We start from the raw sequence: 16008 nt of genomic DNA on the forward strand, positions 1-16008 counted from the left end.
CGGGTTTTCACGACCCGTTGCTTGCCTTTTCCAAAACCGGCCAGCGGGCCTTGACGAACTCCAACTCTTCGGCACGACTCCTTACCTGGCCGTTCAACCGCGCGTCCAGCAGATCGTTTAGTATCCGGGAATATAGAGGACCCGGCGGAAATCCCATGGCCTTGAGGTCTCTTCCCTTCAGTTCGGTCTGAACGTGGCGGTACCTGTGGCAGTAATGGCTCACGATGCGGCGCACGTCCTCACAGGTCGCCTGGACCATCAGGAAGAGCAGTTCTTCCGGCCGAAACGGCTGAAGTGCCCGATAGATATCACTGGGTCTGGGATCAGGCAACCGGAAAAACGTTCCGAGCAGGTGATCGACCCGGTTGTAGGTCCAGACGATTCTTTCCTGCCGGGACAGAGGTATTTCCAGCCGATCCAGCACCTGCTTCAGCTCTTTGCGGGACAGCCGCGAAAACAAAACCAGGAAGTACACCCACCAAGACTCCAGCGGCTCATCGAGAAAGCTCAGTTCGTACCAGGAGATCACTTCCTTGACCCGGGCGAACAGCGCCTGCATGTGGGCGTCGTAGCGGAGCGAAGGATGAAACGCCGCCAGCAGCTCGAATTCGCCCATCCTTCGGATCGCCGGAAGCGGATCCTCTTCCATGAGGATCTGTTGGAGTTCGTGAAAGAGCCGGTGGCCGCCTAGCTTGGAAAGGAGCCCCATTTTGACGGTGTTCCGCATCAGCCCCGCCGTTTGTTTCCCCACCTTGAAACTGAACCGCTGTTCAAACCGGACGGCCCTCAGGATCCGGGTGGGATCTTCCACGAAGCTCAGGTTGTGCAGCACCCGCACGGCCTTGTCCTTGATGTCCTTCTGGCCCCCGAAGAAGTCGATGAGCTCGCCGAACTCCTCCGGGTTCAAGGCAACCGCCAGCGTGTTGATGGTGAAATCCCGACGGTAGAGGTCCATCTTGAGCGAACCGAACTGCACCACGGGAAGCGCCGCGGGGTACTGGTAGTATTCGAGGCGGGCCGTGGCCACGTCCACCTTGAGTCCGTCGGGGAAGATCAGCACGGCCGTGTTGAATTTCTTGTGGCAGCGAGCCCGGACGCCGTACTTTTCCGCGAACGCGCGGGCGAACCTTATGCCGTCGCCTTCCACTACGATGTCGATGTCCAGGTTCGAACGCCGCAGGAGCAGGTCGCGGATAAAGCCACCCACCGCATAGGCTTTGTAGCCCAGGCCTTCCGCCAGCTCGCCGAAATCCTTCAGGAGCTGGATCACGTCCCTCGGAAGCTGCTCGGCCATGACGCCCGTGACGTTCTTGCGCCGCCCCAGTTCGTCCCCGACCAGATCGTCCCGAAGCGCCCTCGGAACGTTTGAATGATCCCTCACGAGAAAATTCAGCAGGTCCTTGCGGGTGATGACGCCCACCAGCCGGTCGCCTTCCAGGACGGGAAGGATCCGCTGCTGGTGTTCCACCAGGTGCTTCTGGATTTCAAGAAGCGGCGTTTCCGGAGTCACCGTGGAAAAATCGGGGTTCATGTAGTCCTTGACCCGCTGCGATTTGAGCCCGTGATAAATGGCCTTTTCGACCACCTGCCGGTTGATCAGCCCGACCACGACCTCGCCGTCCACCACCGGCATGGCGTTGATGTTGTACCGGAGCAAGAGTTCTTCCGCGTCGCCGAGGCGATGCTCCGGCCCGATGTGGATCACGGGGCGGCTCATGAGGTGGCGCGCGGTGACGGCGGGCTTGATGACGCTTTGAAGTACTTCGAACAGCCGATCCTCCGCCTGGATGAGCGTGAGATCCCGGATGGTGGCCGACGCCGCCGTCGCGTGGCCGCCTCCTCCGAAGTAGGCGGCCACCTCCCCCACGTTCACCTCCTCGATGCGGCTTCGAGCCACCAGGTAGATGCGCTCATCCATGCGGGCCAGGGCGAAGACGACATCGAGGTTTTCCATGTCTTTGAGCTTGTGCACCAGGACGGCGAAGTCCCCCACGTATTTGTCCGTTGAGACCGTTGCGACGCAAACGTCGACACCTTGGATGTTGTATTTTCTGGCTGACTTGACCAGCTCGTTCAGCAGGGCCACCTGTTCCGCGGTGAGTTCGCGGGTCAGCAGGTCTGCCACCACGTTGAGGTCCGCGCCGGAGCGCAGCAGAAACGCCGCGGCCTCGAGATCTTCGGGGGTCGTGGAACTGAAGGTGAAAGACCCTGTATCCTCGAAGATGCCGAGGATCATGATGGTTGCTTCCTCGGGGGTGATCGGCAGGGCCCGTTCCCGGATGATTTGCGTGAGCAGCGTCACCGTGGCGCCCACGGGCCGCACCAGTTCAAACCGCCCCCGCACATCGTCTTCCGCATCGGGGTGATGGTCGTAGATATGGATTTCCAGGCCGGGCCGCCCCACGATTTCGGCAAATCGCCCGATGCGCGACATCTGCCGGGTGTCCACCAGGATCAGCCGTTCGACCTGATCCAGGTCCAAGTTTTTCAGCCTGGCGAAATTATAGAGATAGCTTGCGGCGCTCACGAAAAATTCACGAAGCGTCCGCTCTTGGGATCCCGGGAACACCATGACGGCTTCGGGATAAAGCTTTTTCGCGGCCACCATGGACGCCATGGCGTCGAAATCCGCGTTGAGGTGCGTGGTGATGATCTCCATCGACAGCTATCCATCGGTCCCTTCCTCGAAAAGGCTGCGGCCGGCGCTCGAGCCGCCGGAGGTCCCATCAGGGCCGCGGGTGGAACCTCCGGTGGATTTCCTTCAGCCTGACCCGTGCCACGTGGGTGTAAATCTGGGTGGTTGAAATGTCCGCATGGCCGAGCAGCGCCTGCAGGACCCGCAGATCCGCCCCGTTTTCCAGGAGATGCGTGGCGAACGAATGCCGCAGCATGTGCGGCGTGATGGGCTGTTGAATACCGGCCCTCACGGCGAGCGCCCGAATCAGTTTCCAGACGCCTTGCCGGCTGAGCGGTCGGCCCCGGTGATTGACGAATACGTGAGGCGGTGAAGGCCGGCCGACCAGCTGCGGGCGGCCCTGTTCCAAGTACACACGGAGCGCCTCCGCCGCCCAGTCGCCCAGCGGAACAAGTCGTTCCTTGTTTCCCTTTCCGCGGACGACCATCGCCCCTTCTTCCAGGTGCAGCTGCTTGAGAAGGAGCTCCGTCAGTTCAGAAACCCGTAACCCCGTGGCGTAGAAGACTTCCAGGAGCGCCCGGTTTCGCCGGCCGAGAGCGGTCGTCGGATCGGGGGCGGCCAGGAGTCTTTCCACCTCCTCAGTGGAAAGCACCCGGGGAAGACGCTGATCGCCCCGGGGCGTTCTGAGCCTCGCCGCCACATTCCCCTTCACCACCCCCCGCCGTTCCAGAAACCGCATGAACGACCGGAGGCTCGCCATCCGCCTGGCTCTGCTTCCGGCGGAAAGGTGTGCGGCCTCCAGTTCACGGAAGTAGCCGCGAAACGTTTCCAGGGACGCGTCTTCCCACCGGTTCACGCCGCGGTCCTTCAGGTAGGCCGTGAGTGCCGCAAGGTCCCCGCCGTAAGCGTAGAGGGTGTTTGCACTCAGCCCGCGCTCGATCCGCAAATGGTCCAGGAACTGATCGACCTCGTGGTCCACGGAACGGAGATCCCTCTATGCGGCGGGTCCTGTGGCGCCGCCGAATCCCCCCCCCCCCGCACGATTCAGCCGTTTTTCTGCTGCGACCGAACGGGGATGGAGAAAGTCCTGAAGTGATAGTCCACCAGAAGAGACGTGTCGACGGTGTCGCCTCTCCGGTGCGTGGAGATGATGTCGATGTGATGGGTTTTGCCGTCCTCGTCCGGGAAGGTGATCCGGGTGCTGTTTTCGAAACCGCCTTGGCGGTACCACACGTCGGGAGGAAGCAGCCAGGCCTTGCCGTACGTTTTCTCAAAACGGAAATAGCCCAAGGCGTCCATGGGAAACTGTAGGTAAAGGCTGAGGGCCTCGTCGTCCACGGGCCGGCCCAGCTTCTTTTCCATTTCCAGGCGCCGGGCTTCCAGGTCTTCGTCGGGCACCTGTTGCAGCCCCCCTTCTTCGGCGAGGATCTGGTACCACTTCTTTCCGTCCCGCCGTCGGTGCTCGAGCACCTTTTCGTAGATCCATTCCTGGGGTTCGTAAAAGGGAAAGGGCCCGTAGCGGCCCAGCAGCAGCCGCTTCAAATCGTCGGAAGGCTGATTGTAGCGGCCATGGATCACGTTGTTCACGGCGATGGTCCAGAGGATCTGGCTGCCGGGAGTCACAGACCAGATGTTGCCCATCTCGCGGTTCACTTCCATCAATTCGCTGAAGATTTCGTCGATCCGGTCCAGCAGGTTCAGCTTTTCCGCCTGTTCGAAAGCGATGCTCGCCGCGCCACCCGTCAGCTTGTGGCGCTTCACGGTGGGATCGAAACTGCGGTAAGGGGTTTCAAATTTCTCGTAATACGTTCTTTCCCGCCGCAGCAGGTTCGACGCCTCCACTATGGGCTGGACCTTGAGCCCCGGAGCCCGGTAGCCGTAATCATGAAGCGTCTGGATAAGACTCAACCCTGGCGCCTGGGAAAACATCCCGCCATAGCCGTGATCGGCCACTTCGACGATCTTGACGCCGGCTTCCACCGCCGCCACTATGCGCCCCAGGTCGTTCCCATCGGTGTTGTGGCCGTGGTAGGCGAGCGGCACATCGGGAACCGCGCGGCGAAGCGCACCGACCAGGTCGGAAATCCGCTTGGGCGATCCCAGCGCCGAATGGTTCTTGATGCACAGAATGATGTCTTCTCCGAAGGCACCCACGATTTCCCGGGCCTTGGCGGCATAATATTCGTCCGTATGGCCGCGGCCGGTGTTGAAACAGAGGCAAGGCATGAGGAGCCTTCCGGCCGCCTTCACTTCTTCCCCCACGACCTTCAGGTTCGGCACGTGGTTCAGAAAATCATAGACCCGCCAAACATCCACCCATCGGGCGAACTGCCGGACCACCAGGCGCAGCACGTTGTCCGCGTAGGGCCGATAGCCGAAAAGATTCCGCCCCCGGCACACCGTCTGAATCAGCGTGCACGGCATGGCCCTCCGAACAAGCTTCAGCTTTTCGAACGGGTTGACCTGCTTGTACATCAGGTCCACGTGCACCGACGCCCCGCCTGAAACCTCGAAAGCGAAATACCCGGTGTCATCCCGGTACGGCGCCACCCTCAAGGTCGTCCGCGGCAGGATGCGGCACTTGAAATCGGATTGGGAGACATCCCGCTCGTTGTTTGTGAGGAAATACCCCGGGGTCTCCCGAAGGAACGAAAGGATGTGCCCGGGGGACATGTCGGGGGTGATACGCTGTCTGTCGGCCATCTTCTTTGAACTCCCTGCCGCCGTCAGCGGGGTTCCGCGTACGGGTTGAAGCCGTAGCTGTTGATTTCGGCCACAAGTCGAGCCAGCCGTTCCATATCGGGCACCGCCTCTTCGTATTCCAACAGGTGCGGGTGCGTTTCAATGTAAGACGTGTCGAAACGCTGATCGATGAAATCCGGATCATCCACAATCTGCCGGTAGAACGGGATGGTGGTCTGGACCCCCACGATGTTAAACCCGTTCAACGCCCGCCGCAGCCGATCCACCGCTTCGCGCCAGCTGAAACCGTACACGGTGAGCTTGACCAGCATGGAATCGTAATACTGCGGGATTTCGTAGCCCTGGTAGATGGCGCCGTCGAGCCGGATGCCGTGGCCGCCGGGAGCCTGATAGACTTGGATGATCCCCGGACTGGCCATGAAATGGTTTTTGGGGTCTTCCGCGTTGATCCGCAACTCGATAGCGTAACCGCGCAGCTGGACATCCTCCTGCCTCAGCGAAAGCTCGCTCCCCGCCGCCACCCGAATCTGCTCCCGAACGATATCGATCCCGGTGATCATTTCCGTCACAGTGTGTTCCACCTGGATCCGAGTGTTCACTTCCAGAAAGTAGTACTGATCATCGTGGTCCACCAGGAATTCCACCGTCCCCGCACTCACGTACCCGGTCTTTCGAGCCGCCGTCACCGCATCCTGGCAGATTCTTTCGATGACCAGCTTCGGCAGGCCTGCCGGAGCGATTTCGATCATCTTCTGATGGCGCCTTTGGATCGAGCAGTTTCGAGTCCCCAGATGGATCACGTTTCCGTGGTTGTCGGCCAGGATCTGCACTTCGACGTGCCGGGCGCGTACCAGAGCCTTTTCCAGATAAATAGCGTCATTTCCGAAGGCCATGCGCGCTTCGCTTCGAGCCATCTTGAGGCCCTTGATCAGCTCGTCGCGTGACTTCGCCGGGCGGATGCCGCGCCCTCCACCCCCAGCCACCGCCTTGATCATCACAGGGAAACCGTACCTTTCGGCAAATGCCAGTGCCTCCCCTTCCCCGCGCTCGCCTTCCGCCAGCACCGAAGAACCGGGAATCACCGGAACTCCCGCTTCCGTCATCAGGCTGCGGGCCACCACCTTGCTTCCCATGTCAATGATCACCTGGGCAGGGGGCCCCACGAAGGCGAGCCCGGCGTCCGTGCATTCCTTGGCGAAAAGAGGGTTTTCGGCGAGAAATCCGTAGCCCGGGTGGACCGCTTCCGACCCGGTGGCTCGGGCCGCCTGGATGATCCGGTCGACGCTCAGGTAGTCCTTTCGAGGACCTGAGCCGATGCAGACCGCTTCGTCCGCCTTCATGATGTGCTGCGCCGTTTTGTCGGTTTCTTCATATACGGCGACCGTTTTAATGCCCAGTTCCCGAGCCGAACGAATGATGCGGATGGCGATTTCGCCGCGATTGGCCACCAGGATCTTTTTGAACATGGCGTCTGCCCCCGGTTTGGGATCCTTTCCGGCTGAGAACCGGAACCGCTGAAAGTTCTTAGAGCTTGTCCAAAAACAAGCTCATGAAAGTCCGGCCCTGAGGTTCCTTGTTCCTGTAGGAGCGGGCTTGCCCGCGACCCGCAAAACCGGCAATGCCGCGTTGACCTTGATCGCCTGCAAGCCGGCTCCTACAGGGCATGAGTCACCTATAGGTGTAGGGGCGCAGCGCCCCTACACGAGAAAACAGACCCTCAATCCCCAGAAGGGTGAAGGGCATTCTCAGACAGCATCTTAAAACAGAAAAAACCTGCTTTCCTGTTTAAAGAAGCTTTTTCATATCACAGCGAGTGGCGACCGATCAACGGCGGGATGTTGTCGGGCGAGATGGCGCAAAACCGCGTCGGACGAGTCGAGCTTTGTCTTCAGCAATCACTTTCAGGCTAGACCCGAAACGCTCCGTCTCCGGGAACGGCGCCTCAGGTTCATTTCGTTCAGGTACTCGCGGTCCAGCAGGCTGCACTTGAAGGGCTTGATCACTTCGCTCACTTCCCACTTGGGTCGATTCACGTCCTGGAGCAATTCCTTGATACTGTTCCACTGCGCGGGGCTGTAGAATTCGCACTTGGGCCCCTCGTTGAAAAATTCGCAGTGCTGGGCGCTCACGTACTTCTCATATTTTCGGCAATACTTGATTTTCATCGAACACCTCCTTTCTCAAACCGCCTCTCACCTAATCAGTCGGTAAGTCTTGGCATTATTTTAAAACCTAATCACAAGCCTCGAGGTTGACAACCGGGTTCCCGGCACATTCGCGCGTCCCGAGACATTTCCCTTTACAAACCGGGAAAAACACGCTAAACAAATTTTAATCCTAGGCCAGTAGCTCGAACGGCTAGAGCACCGGACTCCAAATCCGGGGGATGGGGGTTCGAATCCCTCCTGGCCTGCCAGAGACATCCAAAAAAACTCGAGAGATTCCACTGAGCCGCATACATGGATGAAACTCTCGGGTTTTCCTTTTGGGGACCGACGGCTCACGCCCAAGTGTCAGCAAAAGTGCGGCAACCCTTATCCACCGGAAAAAATCGACGCGATCATGGAGAATCTTTCCCCGGCCTCACCGGGGTTCCAAACGTTTGCAGCTCCGGGAGGCCGGTGCGTCCGCGACTTTCATGCATCCTACCCTATGAGTTGCTTCACGTGAGCGGCCTCTGGGACTCCGCGCCCATCGTGGGGGGCGAAGCCGGGGTCAAACAGCTGGTCGGCCTGCCGGAACCCCGTCATCAATGGCTAAAGCATGAAGCCTTGCCGGCCGATGCTTGAAAGGGACCCTCGGGCGAAAATCGAGCCTTTCGGCAAGGGCTTCAGGCAAGCCCCGGGCGCACTTGGGCTTTCTTGGGTAATCATGGATCAGCGACCTTTCGTGGAACGACGATCGGGAAAGGATCGGCGTGCGCGGCCGACGTCGCCTCTGAGTCTCGCCAGCCTCATGGGGCGAAGGAGGCATGCCCGCCGCCGGGAAGACCGCACGGTGTATGTCTACGTGGACCGATACGGGTGGCGGTCGGTCTTCGCCGTCGTGTCCACGCTCATCCTCTGCATTGCGGACGCCTTCCTCACCCTCACCTTGCTTCAGCGTGGAGCCATGGAAGCCAATCCCGTAATGGACTTTTTCATCGGCCTGGGACCCCTCCCGTTTCTCCTCGTCAAATATATCCTGACGGCGTTCGGGCTCGGCACCCTTCTCATCCACAAGAACCTCGCCATCTTCCGCGGGAGGCTCCCCGTCAAAACGTTGCTCCTCGCCCTCCCCGTGCTCTACGGAATCCTCATCGCTTACGAACTCTTCCTCGCCACTTTCGTTTGACGGAGGGAACCCCGCGTTCCCGAGGCGCCCGGCGGGCACCGGAGCGCCTCTCGGCTTTTCAACGACTTCAAAGTCTGATAAGTACGTCACGGTTGCCACCACGCTCGGACCCTTTCCGTGGCCGCCCGTATCCCGTTCGGATGGAGAAACGCTTCTACGCATGAACTTCGGCCGACGCAGATTCTGGTTCGCCGGCCTTGTCGGGCTTGCCCTGTTCGCCGCTACGCTTGTCCAGGCGGACTTGAAAAGCCTGAGACAAGGCCTCGCCCAGGTGGATCCCTTCTGGACCGGCATGGCGCTTGCCGCCGGTGCGTTGAGTTATCTCTGCATCGCCGGGGTCCTCGCCCAACTTCTCAAAGAAATGAAGCACCCTCTGAAATTCGCCTCCGTCCTCCGCATCACCCTCCTTGCCTGCACGCTCAACCACCTCATGGCCCTCGGCGGCTTGAGCGGTGTGGCCGCAAAGGTCTACATGCTGGCTCAGAAGAAAATTCCCCCCAGCCGCACCCTTTCCGTTTCCATGGTGCACGGGTTCTTGACCAATACGGTGGCCGTGGTGATGATCTACCTGGGGTTTTTCTTGCTTTACAGCCAGTACAAAATGAACCGCAAAGAGATGGGGATCGGGGGAGTAGTCCTGGCGGTTGCATTCGCGCTGACCTGGATCACCGTCAAGGTGATCGTGGATGGGCGTTTCCGGAAAAAAGCGTGGAGGATTTCGCTGCGGGCCTACGAGCGTGTCTGCCTCATGATAAAGAAACCCCACTGGCTGCAGCGGCGGCGGGCCGACGCGTTTTTCGAGAACTTCGATGAAAGCATGAACCTGTTCATGGCCGACCCCCGGAGGTTGTGGGGCGCGGCGTCCTTCGCCGCGCTGGATTGGATTTTCATGTTTCTTTGCCTCAAAGGGTCCTTCCTCGCAGCCAACCACCCGGTGGACAACCAAACCCTTCTGGTGGGATTCGCTGTGGGGATCTTCACGGGGATTTTTTCCATCACCCCGGCGTCCATCGGAGTCATGGAAGGTTCCATGGCGGGGTCCTTTTACCTCATGGGCGTGGACTACGAGAGCGCGCTCCTTGCGACCCTGATCTACCGCTTCGCTTACTATATTCTTCCGCTGGCTGTCAGCATCCCGCTCCTTCGGACCCTTTCCCCCGAATCCACTTCCCGCGGTGCCCATGAGGCGCTGCCCGAAGGCATCAAAGAGACGAAACTTCCCAATGTTTGACCAAGAGGACAAAGACCGCCAACAGATCGGCCTGTGGGTTCGGAAGGCCGAGGAGTCCCTCATGGCCAGGCATTTCATCGCCGCCATACACTTGTACGAAAAGGCACTGGCCGATTCGCGCCGCGTCGGCGCATCTTCGCTTCGAGCCCGAATCTGCCGGGATCTCGCTTACCTTTACCTGCACCACGGCGCAACCGAAAAGGCCAAAGGACTCATCGAGGAAGGGCTGCAGCAGGAAGCGGACGATCCGGTGGTCCGACTGGGGTTACTCAGCAACGCCGCCTCCGTCCACATCCGCGAAAAGAACTATGCGGAGGGGCTTCGCGCACTGAACCGGGCCGTTGAAACCTTCGACCGGGCCTACAGTGGGGCTGAAGCGGCCCCTTTCGCCGTCGCGACGTCTTTTGCGGCCCTTTACCGGCTTCGCCGAACCCTCAACCGCATCGTGGATCTGATGGCTTCCGGCATCAACCCCGAACGGATCCAGGTCGATTTTCAGCCGGCGCCCCCTTTCTGGGACGGGAAATCCTGATTTTTCCAGCCGGACCAAAGCGTTCGAAGCGGCCACAGGATCGCGGGCTGCCAGCCGGTTTCCACCTTCAGAAATTCACCCGCCTCGAAGAGCGCATCCAGTGGAATATCCGGCTGGCTCTGCCAGCGCAGCAGAGGAACGTCCGCCCCCGAAACGGCCAACAGGGGGAGCGGGCCGTCCATGGAAGGCGTCATGCGCCCCTTCCAATCGAACCGGTACCATTCTTCCACAGGCTCGCCTTTCGGGAGCGTTCGGTAGCAGATCCGGAAGGAACTCCAGGGAAGCACGGGCCGCTCCAGGATGAGGCGCCCCGCCGGCCAGGATTCAAACCGCACAAAAGGAAGAGGAACGGCCAGGACGACCGCCGCCGCGATCATGACCAGCCTGTCCCAGACCCTGGCCCGCCTCTCCAACTCCGCATAGCGAACCGGAGCTCCTTCCGATGCGGCGAAAACCGGCGCAGGATCTCTTGACGTTTCTTTCCCGGTCATGTTTTGAGCCGACCGAAGCATGATCAACCGCTCAGATAAGGATGATCCCTCATGCCGCACCGTGGATGAAAACCCGTGCCAAACCCGATGGCATCGCAGCCGCATCCCAAACGCCAAAGCAGCTCGGAGTCATAGCTCGTCGAAGGCGCTTTGCAGGTGTTCCAGCCAGACATCCACCACGCCGGAAATTTCCCCGGTACCCACAAAGACGGGTTCCGCCTGGATGTTTTCCCGTTCCAGGACGCTCTTCCAGCTGTCCGGCCCGGGTCCCGCCATGTCGTTCCGGGCGTGATCTCCCGCAACGAGCATAAAGGGAACCAGGTAGGCCTTGGTCGTCTTTCTCTCCTTGAGCTTCGCCAGCACCCGTTCGAAGGGCGGGTGACCGTCCACGGTGGCCAGGTACACGTCGGGATCCGTCTCCTGCCAGAGCGCGTTCATGGCTCCGTAGATGGCGTCTGCGGGATGATGGGCCGAACCATGGCCCATGAACACCACCGCGTCGCCGGGCCGGCGGGACGCCGGCAAGGCGTTCACCATCGCCGCCGCCACCCGCTCCATGTCCTGCTGGGAAGAGAGCAGAGGGCGAGCCACGGCGACCTTCTGGAAGCCTCCGGCCATAAGCGAAAAGAGTCGGGCGTTCTGATACAGGTCGTGGAATTCCTTGCCCGGGATCGTGTGGAGCGACAGGATCGCCACGTGGGTGAACCGATCGTCCATGAGTCCGGCCATGGCCGTTTCGGGGGAATCGACGGCAGCGCCTTCTTCGGCGAGCTTCCTTCGAACGATCGATGACGTATAAGCCCAACGCACCTCGACCCCCGGGAAAGCGGCCCTCACCCTATCTTCGATGATTTCATAGGGTTTTTGAGCCTCGGGCAGACTGGTTCCAAACGCCACCAGCAGGACGGCCTTCTTGGCCGGGCATTCCTTGTGCTTTTTGGCCAGGGCTTCCGTCCTTTCGAAAAGACAGACCATCGACATCAGAATCGCCAAACACACCGTAACCCGCATAGCACGAACCTTCGGCATTTTCCAACTCCTTTCTTGCTCTGCGTTAGCCGCACAGCCTGAGCGGCGGCCCGAGGACCTGCAGCCCTTCGGACGCCTCATCCATTTTGGCCCTCACGCAGACCACTTCCTGCATCCCCCGGGTCACCAGCTCCCACCAGCCGTAGGTGACGTCGAACTCGGAAGAGGCGACACGCAGGGCGTCGGCCCGGTAGTGGCACCGAAGCCGCTGCAATCCGGAACTGTCCTCGGAACACTGCCCGCCTTCGGTTACGTAAATGATCAATCCTCGCTTCATGAACAACTCCTTCTGCAATGCGAAAAGAATAGGGCATCCGGGGAGCCCCTGGGGCTCCCCGGATGGTCTAGGGTTAATGGAAGCGATGAGGAGGGCCACATGGTGCCAATGGGGTGGGCTTTCCCCAAAAAAAATCCCTGAAGCCCGAAAGCTCCAGGGATTGCACCCAGTTTTGCTTGATCCCACATGGAGACTAGCGGCATACTTCCGTGCCGGTTTCTCCCTCGGTCAGGCAGGTCTTCTGGCTCACGGATCGTCCTACTCTCCCGGCCTTCCCACCGCGCTCACGCGCGGCAGTGGCGCTTCAAGGATTTCGTCCCCGTTCACAGCGGCGGGACCGCTCCCGATTTCCACGGGATTCCCTTTTAAGCGTTCTCACACCTGACCGCTTCAGCAGATTGTCGAGAAACTTCTATCAATCTCCGTCGAGTCCTGTCAATAGGATTTTTGCACCCGTTCTATCCCATCGTGAAACGGCAAGCCGGGAAACTTACGGGCCGTCGCCAAAAAACCTGGAAACCGACCTCTCCTTTGTGAAATAGTACATTTCCCGAGCGGTTTTGATCGGGATTCGGCGATCATTGCTTTCCAGAACCAGCCACCAGACCGTTGGAGTCTTGCCATGAGCCATCACCAACACGGCGGCCGATCCCACCACGGGCCGCACGCCCACGATTCGCACTCACACGGCGAAGAGCTGTCCGAGCGGGAGAAGCTCCGAAAAATAATCGAACACTGGATCCATCACAACGAAGATCACGTGCAGTCCTATCGGCAATGGGCGGGGCGGGCGGAAAAGCTCGGCGAAAGGGCTGTCGCCGAGGTCCTTGAAGAAGCGGCGGGCGTTTCCGCTCAAATGAACGCATTGTTTGAAAAGGCCCTGAGCCGTCTGGACGAGGCATCCTGACGCCCCTTGCCCCAGGTTTCCAACCCTGGTTTTCCTCCGGTCATGGGAACGCCGCGGCTGCGCGGCATCCCCTGCCGAATCGAGAAGGCGTGAGCGAGGCCGCGGGAAGCTCGGAACCTCGGGACCCGTTTCCGAAAAATCCATTGATTCCGCCGACCCTCCGGGAGTTCGACCCCGTGCGCGCATCCCGCGGTCCCGGCGGTCACCAGTCGCGGCCATAGTAGAAGTGCCACCAGACGGGCGGATAGTCGTACCATGGATCGTAGTAATAGTAGCGTTCTTCGGGCCACAAGTAGATTTCGAGCACCCGGAGCACAGGATAGCGGTAGGTGATCTCGCCCATGGGACGGGTTTCGTACCCGGTGATTTCACCGGCCACAGTGACCAACCGCCCAGGTGCGAAAAGGGCTCCGTCGAGAAAGCGTGAATCCACCGCCAGGAAACGCCCCCGGGATTGGTTCAGGTCCTTGGGCTTTCCACGCGAATCGGCCGGATGCTCCAGGATTTCCAGCCAGGTGCCTCCGGGCTTGTTTTCGACCTTCAAGATCCTTCCGGACCAGATCACCACCTTCCCCCGGTAGTGGTGGGGAGCGTCCTGCACCTCGGAAAGGCTCAGGTTGAGCACCGCCTGCTCCCTCACCGAAGAAGAAATCACCGGAGCGCAGCCCGAAACGAATCCCGACAGAAGGATCCATACTGCGAAGAACCCTGCCGCACGGTGGGTCATTTTCATCGTTCTTTCCTTTCAAGTTGAAAGGATCATGGCCTGCAGGTTTTCTTTTTAATATAACTATCTTGGTCACGCTTGGACCAGGCTCACTTTCACATCAACGGAAAAATTTTGGTAGCGTTCCAAAGTGGAGACCTTAAGCAAAAAGGATAACGAAGGTCAAAAAATCCCCCTCTCCCCCTCCCCTTAATCCCCTCCCACAAGGGGAGGGGAAATAGAATTAGGCATCAAATATTAGGTCTATTATTTTCTACGCTGCCAAATTTTTGCTCGGCATCGGTTCGCTGTCGATGCCGGCTTCTCACCCTGCGGTGGACTCCGGCCTTGAAGTAACCTTTTCAACGGGCGCCCCCTTGTGCTATGGAAAAAAAATGATCCGTATCGAAAGTCAGCGAACCCTTACCGTCCTGGGAGTCCAAACATGGAACCGAGTTCCGTCGCCGCCCTGGAAGATGCGCGTGCCTTCACGAGAAGCCGCGTGATCCTCACCGCCGGGGAGCTGGATCTTTTCACCTTTTTGGGGGACAACCCGTCCACCGCTCAGGAAATCGCCGATATCTTCGAGCTGGACCTGAGGGCCGCCACTCGTCTGTTGGACGCCCTGGTGGCGCTGGAACTGCTTCGAAAGCACGACAGCCGCTATTCACCGACCCCCAAGGGGGCGCCGCTTTCCGCGCACCACCCGGAAACGGTGCTTCCCATGGTTCAACACCTGCTGCATCTGTGGGACAGCTGGAGTCATCTCACGGAGAGCGTCCGGCGGGGAGTCAATCCCTACCGAAAGCCCATTTCGGAATCGGGAACGGACAATCAGAAGGCGTTCATCAGGGCCATGCACGTTGCGGGCCGGGACCTGTCGCGGGAAATCGCCCGAAGCTACGATCTTTCGCCCTTCAGGAAGCTGCTGGATGTGGGCGGCGCGTCTGGAACCTATACCATCGCTTTCCTGAGAGAAAACCCCTCGATGAGGGCGGTCATTTTCGACCTGGAGTCCGTCCTTCCACTAGCGGAGGAACGCCTGCAGCAGGAAGGATTGCGGGACCGGGTCGAGCTCGCCGCCGGTGACTTCTATCGTGACCCCCTGCCCCGCGGGTGCGACCTGGTCCTGCTTTCCGCCATCATTCATCAGAACAGCCCGGAAGAGAACTTCGAACTCTACCGCAAGGTTTTCGAGGCGATGGAACCCGAGGGCACGATTCTCATCCGCGACCACATCATGGAACAAGACCGATCGCGACCGCCTGCCGGAGCTCTTTTCGCCCTGAACATGCTGGTGAACACGGCGGGAGGCGACACGTACACCTTCAGGGAAATCAAGGAAAGCCTGGAACGCGCGGGGTTCACGAAGGTGCGGCTCGCCCGGAGCGGCGAGCGCATGGACGGACTGGTGGAAGCCCGCAAGCCCGTGGACAGAGCAGCGGCGTAAAGCCGAAGGTCCCACGGATCCCAACCCGCGTTGTTTTTTTAGAAAGGATCAGGCATGAGTCACGCGGCGAACTCGACGAAAAGCTCTCCCGATCCCCTCATCTATCAGGTCAAAGTCACCCTGCAGGACATCCGTCCGCCCATCTGGCGAAGGCTGCTGCTGCGCAGCGATACCCCACTGGACGAATTCCATTCCATCATCCAGATCGCCATGGGCTGGGAATTCTCCCATCTCCACGAATTCCTGAGAGGCAACCGCAATGATCTGGAAAGGTACGGAGCTACAGACCTCGACTGGGATTTCAAGGACGTGAAGGACGAAACCCGCTTCAAACTGCGGGACCTGCTGCGGGAAGAGAAAGACAAGGCGTTGTACATCTACGACTTCGGCGACGACTGGGTCCATGTACTGCTGCTGGAAAAGATCCTTCCCTGGGATCCCAAGGCCGAGCTTCCGCGATGCATTAAAGGCAAACGCGCGTGCCCTCCCGAAGACGTCGGGGGACCTTATGGCTACGGCGATTTTCTGGAAGTGTTGGCGGACCCTGAGCATCCCAACCACCTAGAGATGGTCGAATGGGTTGCCGGGCCTTTCGATCCCGAAGCCTTCGACATGGAGGCGGTGAACACGGCGCTTCGTACCGCCTTCAGCCCTAAGCCAGGGAAGCCGACGAAACCTGGAAGACAGAAAAAATCCGGCCGAGAAAGCTGAAGG

Annotated in this window: 15 protein-coding genes, 1 tRNA gene and 1 riboswitch; of the genes, 7 read left to right on the plus strand and 9 right to left on the minus strand. The window is 59.8% G+C overall.

Going from position 1 to position 16008, the window contains the following annotated elements:
* Window positions 1–7 precede the first annotated feature (7 nt).
* From FDQ92_RS01395 to FDQ92_RS01415, 5 genes are all read right to left on the minus strand, one after another.
* A complete protein-coding gene (locus FDQ92_RS01395) occupies window positions 8–2659 on the minus strand; it encodes a CBS domain-containing protein (RefSeq protein ID WP_137422939.1) in 2652 nt (883 codons plus the stop codon).
* Window positions 2660–2726: 67 nt separating this feature from the next.
* Window positions 2727–3614 (minus strand): site-specific tyrosine recombinase XerD, encoded by an 888-nt coding sequence (gene xerD, locus FDQ92_RS01400; RefSeq protein WP_137422940.1) that lies wholly within the window; start codon window positions 3612–3614, stop codon window positions 2727–2729.
* A gap of 65 nt (window positions 3615–3679) precedes the next feature.
* Window positions 3680–5338 carry a pyruvate carboxylase gene (locus FDQ92_RS01405; RefSeq protein ID WP_137422941.1) on the minus strand — a complete coding sequence of 553 codons (1659 nt, stop codon included), beginning with the start codon at window positions 5336–5338 and terminating at the stop codon, window positions 3680–3682.
* 23 nt (window positions 5339–5361) lie between these two features.
* On the minus strand, window positions 5362–6804 hold the full coding sequence (locus FDQ92_RS01410) for an acetyl-CoA carboxylase biotin carboxylase subunit (RefSeq protein ID WP_137422942.1): 1443 nt from the start codon (window positions 6802–6804) through the stop codon (window positions 5362–5364).
* Window positions 6805–7239: 435 nt separating this feature from the next.
* A complete protein-coding gene (locus FDQ92_RS01415) occupies window positions 7240–7503 on the minus strand; it encodes a hypothetical protein (RefSeq protein ID WP_137422943.1) in 264 nt (87 codons plus the stop codon).
* 174 nt (window positions 7504–7677) lie between these two features.
* Between FDQ92_RS01415 and FDQ92_RS01420 the strand changes: the two genes are divergently transcribed.
* From FDQ92_RS01420 to FDQ92_RS01435, 4 genes are all read left to right on the plus strand, one after another.
* Window positions 7678–7754, plus strand: a tRNA-Trp gene (locus tag FDQ92_RS01420).
* 473 nt (window positions 7755–8227) lie between these two features.
* Complete coding sequence (locus FDQ92_RS01425) at window positions 8228–8671, plus strand: DUF5658 family protein (protein WP_137422944.1); 444 nt, start codon at window positions 8228–8230, stop codon at window positions 8669–8671.
* 160 nt (window positions 8672–8831) lie between these two features.
* Window positions 8832–9902, plus strand: a complete 1071-nt coding sequence (locus FDQ92_RS01430; protein ID WP_137422945.1) for a lysylphosphatidylglycerol synthase transmembrane domain-containing protein — start codon at window positions 8832–8834, stop codon at window positions 9900–9902.
* Entirely contained in the window at window positions 9895–10434 is a 540-nt protein-coding gene (locus FDQ92_RS01435) for a tetratricopeptide repeat protein (RefSeq protein ID WP_137422946.1), read from the plus strand. Before FDQ92_RS01430 ends, FDQ92_RS01435 begins: the two co-directional genes overlap by 8 nt.
* Here FDQ92_RS01435 and FDQ92_RS01440 read toward each other — a convergent pair.
* From FDQ92_RS01440 to FDQ92_RS01450, 3 genes are all read right to left on the minus strand, one after another.
* Window positions 10398–10925 (minus strand): hypothetical protein, encoded by a 528-nt coding sequence (locus FDQ92_RS01440; protein WP_137422947.1) that lies wholly within the window; start codon window positions 10923–10925, stop codon window positions 10398–10400. The genes FDQ92_RS01435 and FDQ92_RS01440 overlap by 37 nt on opposite strands.
* Before the next feature lie 129 nt (window positions 10926–11054).
* Window positions 11055–11954, minus strand: a complete 900-nt coding sequence (locus FDQ92_RS01445) for a sirohydrochlorin cobaltochelatase (RefSeq protein WP_170180128.1) — start codon at window positions 11952–11954, stop codon at window positions 11055–11057.
* A gap of 25 nt (window positions 11955–11979) precedes the next feature.
* On the minus strand, window positions 11980–12231 hold the full coding sequence (locus tag FDQ92_RS01450) for a hypothetical protein (RefSeq protein WP_137422949.1): 252 nt from the start codon (window positions 12229–12231) through the stop codon (window positions 11980–11982).
* Between the two features lie 214 nt (window positions 12232–12445).
* Window positions 12446–12631: riboswitch (cobalamin riboswitch) on the minus strand.
* A gap of 222 nt (window positions 12632–12853) precedes the next feature.
* Here FDQ92_RS01450 and FDQ92_RS01455 point away from each other — a divergent pair.
* Window positions 12854–13138, plus strand: coding sequence for a DUF8180 domain-containing protein (locus FDQ92_RS01455; RefSeq protein ID WP_137422950.1), 285 nt, complete (start codon window positions 12854–12856; stop codon window positions 13136–13138).
* 202 nt (window positions 13139–13340) lie between these two features.
* Here FDQ92_RS01455 and FDQ92_RS01460 read toward each other — a convergent pair whose 3' ends face one another.
* Window positions 13341–13871, minus strand: coding sequence for a Slp family lipoprotein (locus FDQ92_RS01460; protein ID WP_137422951.1), 531 nt, complete (start codon window positions 13869–13871; stop codon window positions 13341–13343).
* Between the two features lie 418 nt (window positions 13872–14289).
* Here FDQ92_RS01460 and FDQ92_RS01465 point away from each other — a divergent pair, with 418 nt between their 5' ends.
* Window positions 14290–15294, plus strand: coding sequence for a methyltransferase (locus FDQ92_RS01465; protein WP_137422952.1), 1005 nt, complete (start codon window positions 14290–14292; stop codon window positions 15292–15294).
* Between the two features lie 54 nt (window positions 15295–15348).
* The gene (locus FDQ92_RS01470) at window positions 15349–16005 is read left to right on the plus strand and encodes a plasmid pRiA4b ORF-3 family protein (protein WP_137422953.1); all 657 of its coding nucleotides are present in this window, start codon (window positions 15349–15351) and stop codon (window positions 16003–16005) included.
* Window positions 16006–16008: the final 3 nt, after the last annotated feature.

It is taken from the genome of Desulfoglaeba alkanexedens ALDC (genome assembly GCF_005377625.1).
GTDB lineage: Bacteria > Desulfobacterota > Syntrophobacteria > Syntrophobacterales > DSM-9756 > Desulfoglaeba > Desulfoglaeba alkanexedens.

What these genes read in the sequence shown, in the direction of transcription:
- FDQ92_RS01470 (WP_137422953.1), top strand. Translation starts at nt 15,349, where the DNA reads ATGAGTCACGCGGCGAACTCGACGAAAAGCTCTCCCGATCCCCTCATC.
- FDQ92_RS01460 (WP_137422951.1), bottom strand. Translation starts at nt 13,871, where the DNA reads ATGAAAATGACCCACCGTGCGGCAGGGTTCTTCGCAGTATGGATCCTT.
- FDQ92_RS01415 (WP_137422943.1), bottom strand. Translation starts at nt 7,503, where the DNA reads ATGAAAATCAAGTATTGCCGAAAATATGAGAAGTACGTGAGCGCCCAG.
- FDQ92_RS01395 (WP_137422939.1), bottom strand. Translation starts at nt 2,659, where the DNA reads ATGGAGATCATCACCACGCACCTCAACGCGGATTTCGACGCCATGGCG.
- FDQ92_RS01455 (WP_137422950.1), top strand. Translation starts at nt 12,854, where the DNA reads ATGAGCCATCACCAACACGGCGGCCGATCCCACCACGGGCCGCACGCC.
- FDQ92_RS01440 (WP_137422947.1), bottom strand. Translation starts at nt 10,925, where the DNA reads ATGACCGGGAAAGAAACGTCAAGAGATCCTGCGCCGGTTTTCGCCGCA.
- FDQ92_RS01465 (WP_137422952.1), top strand. Translation starts at nt 14,290, where the DNA reads ATGGAACCGAGTTCCGTCGCCGCCCTGGAAGATGCGCGTGCCTTCACG.
- FDQ92_RS01430 (WP_137422945.1), top strand. Translation starts at nt 8,832, where the DNA reads ATGAACTTCGGCCGACGCAGATTCTGGTTCGCCGGCCTTGTCGGGCTT.
- FDQ92_RS01445 (WP_170180128.1), bottom strand. Translation starts at nt 11,954, where the DNA reads ATGCCGAAGGTTCGTGCTATGCGGGTTACGGTGTGTTTGGCGATTCTG.
- FDQ92_RS01435 (WP_137422946.1), top strand. Translation starts at nt 9,895, where the DNA reads ATGTTTGACCAAGAGGACAAAGACCGCCAACAGATCGGCCTGTGGGTT.
- FDQ92_RS01410 (WP_137422942.1), bottom strand. Translation starts at nt 6,804, where the DNA reads ATGTTCAAAAAGATCCTGGTGGCCAATCGCGGCGAAATCGCCATCCGC.
- FDQ92_RS01405 (WP_137422941.1), bottom strand. Translation starts at nt 5,338, where the DNA reads ATGGCCGACAGACAGCGTATCACCCCCGACATGTCCCCCGGGCACATC.
- FDQ92_RS01450 (WP_137422949.1), bottom strand. Translation starts at nt 12,231, where the DNA reads ATGAAGCGAGGATTGATCATTTACGTAACCGAAGGCGGGCAGTGTTCC.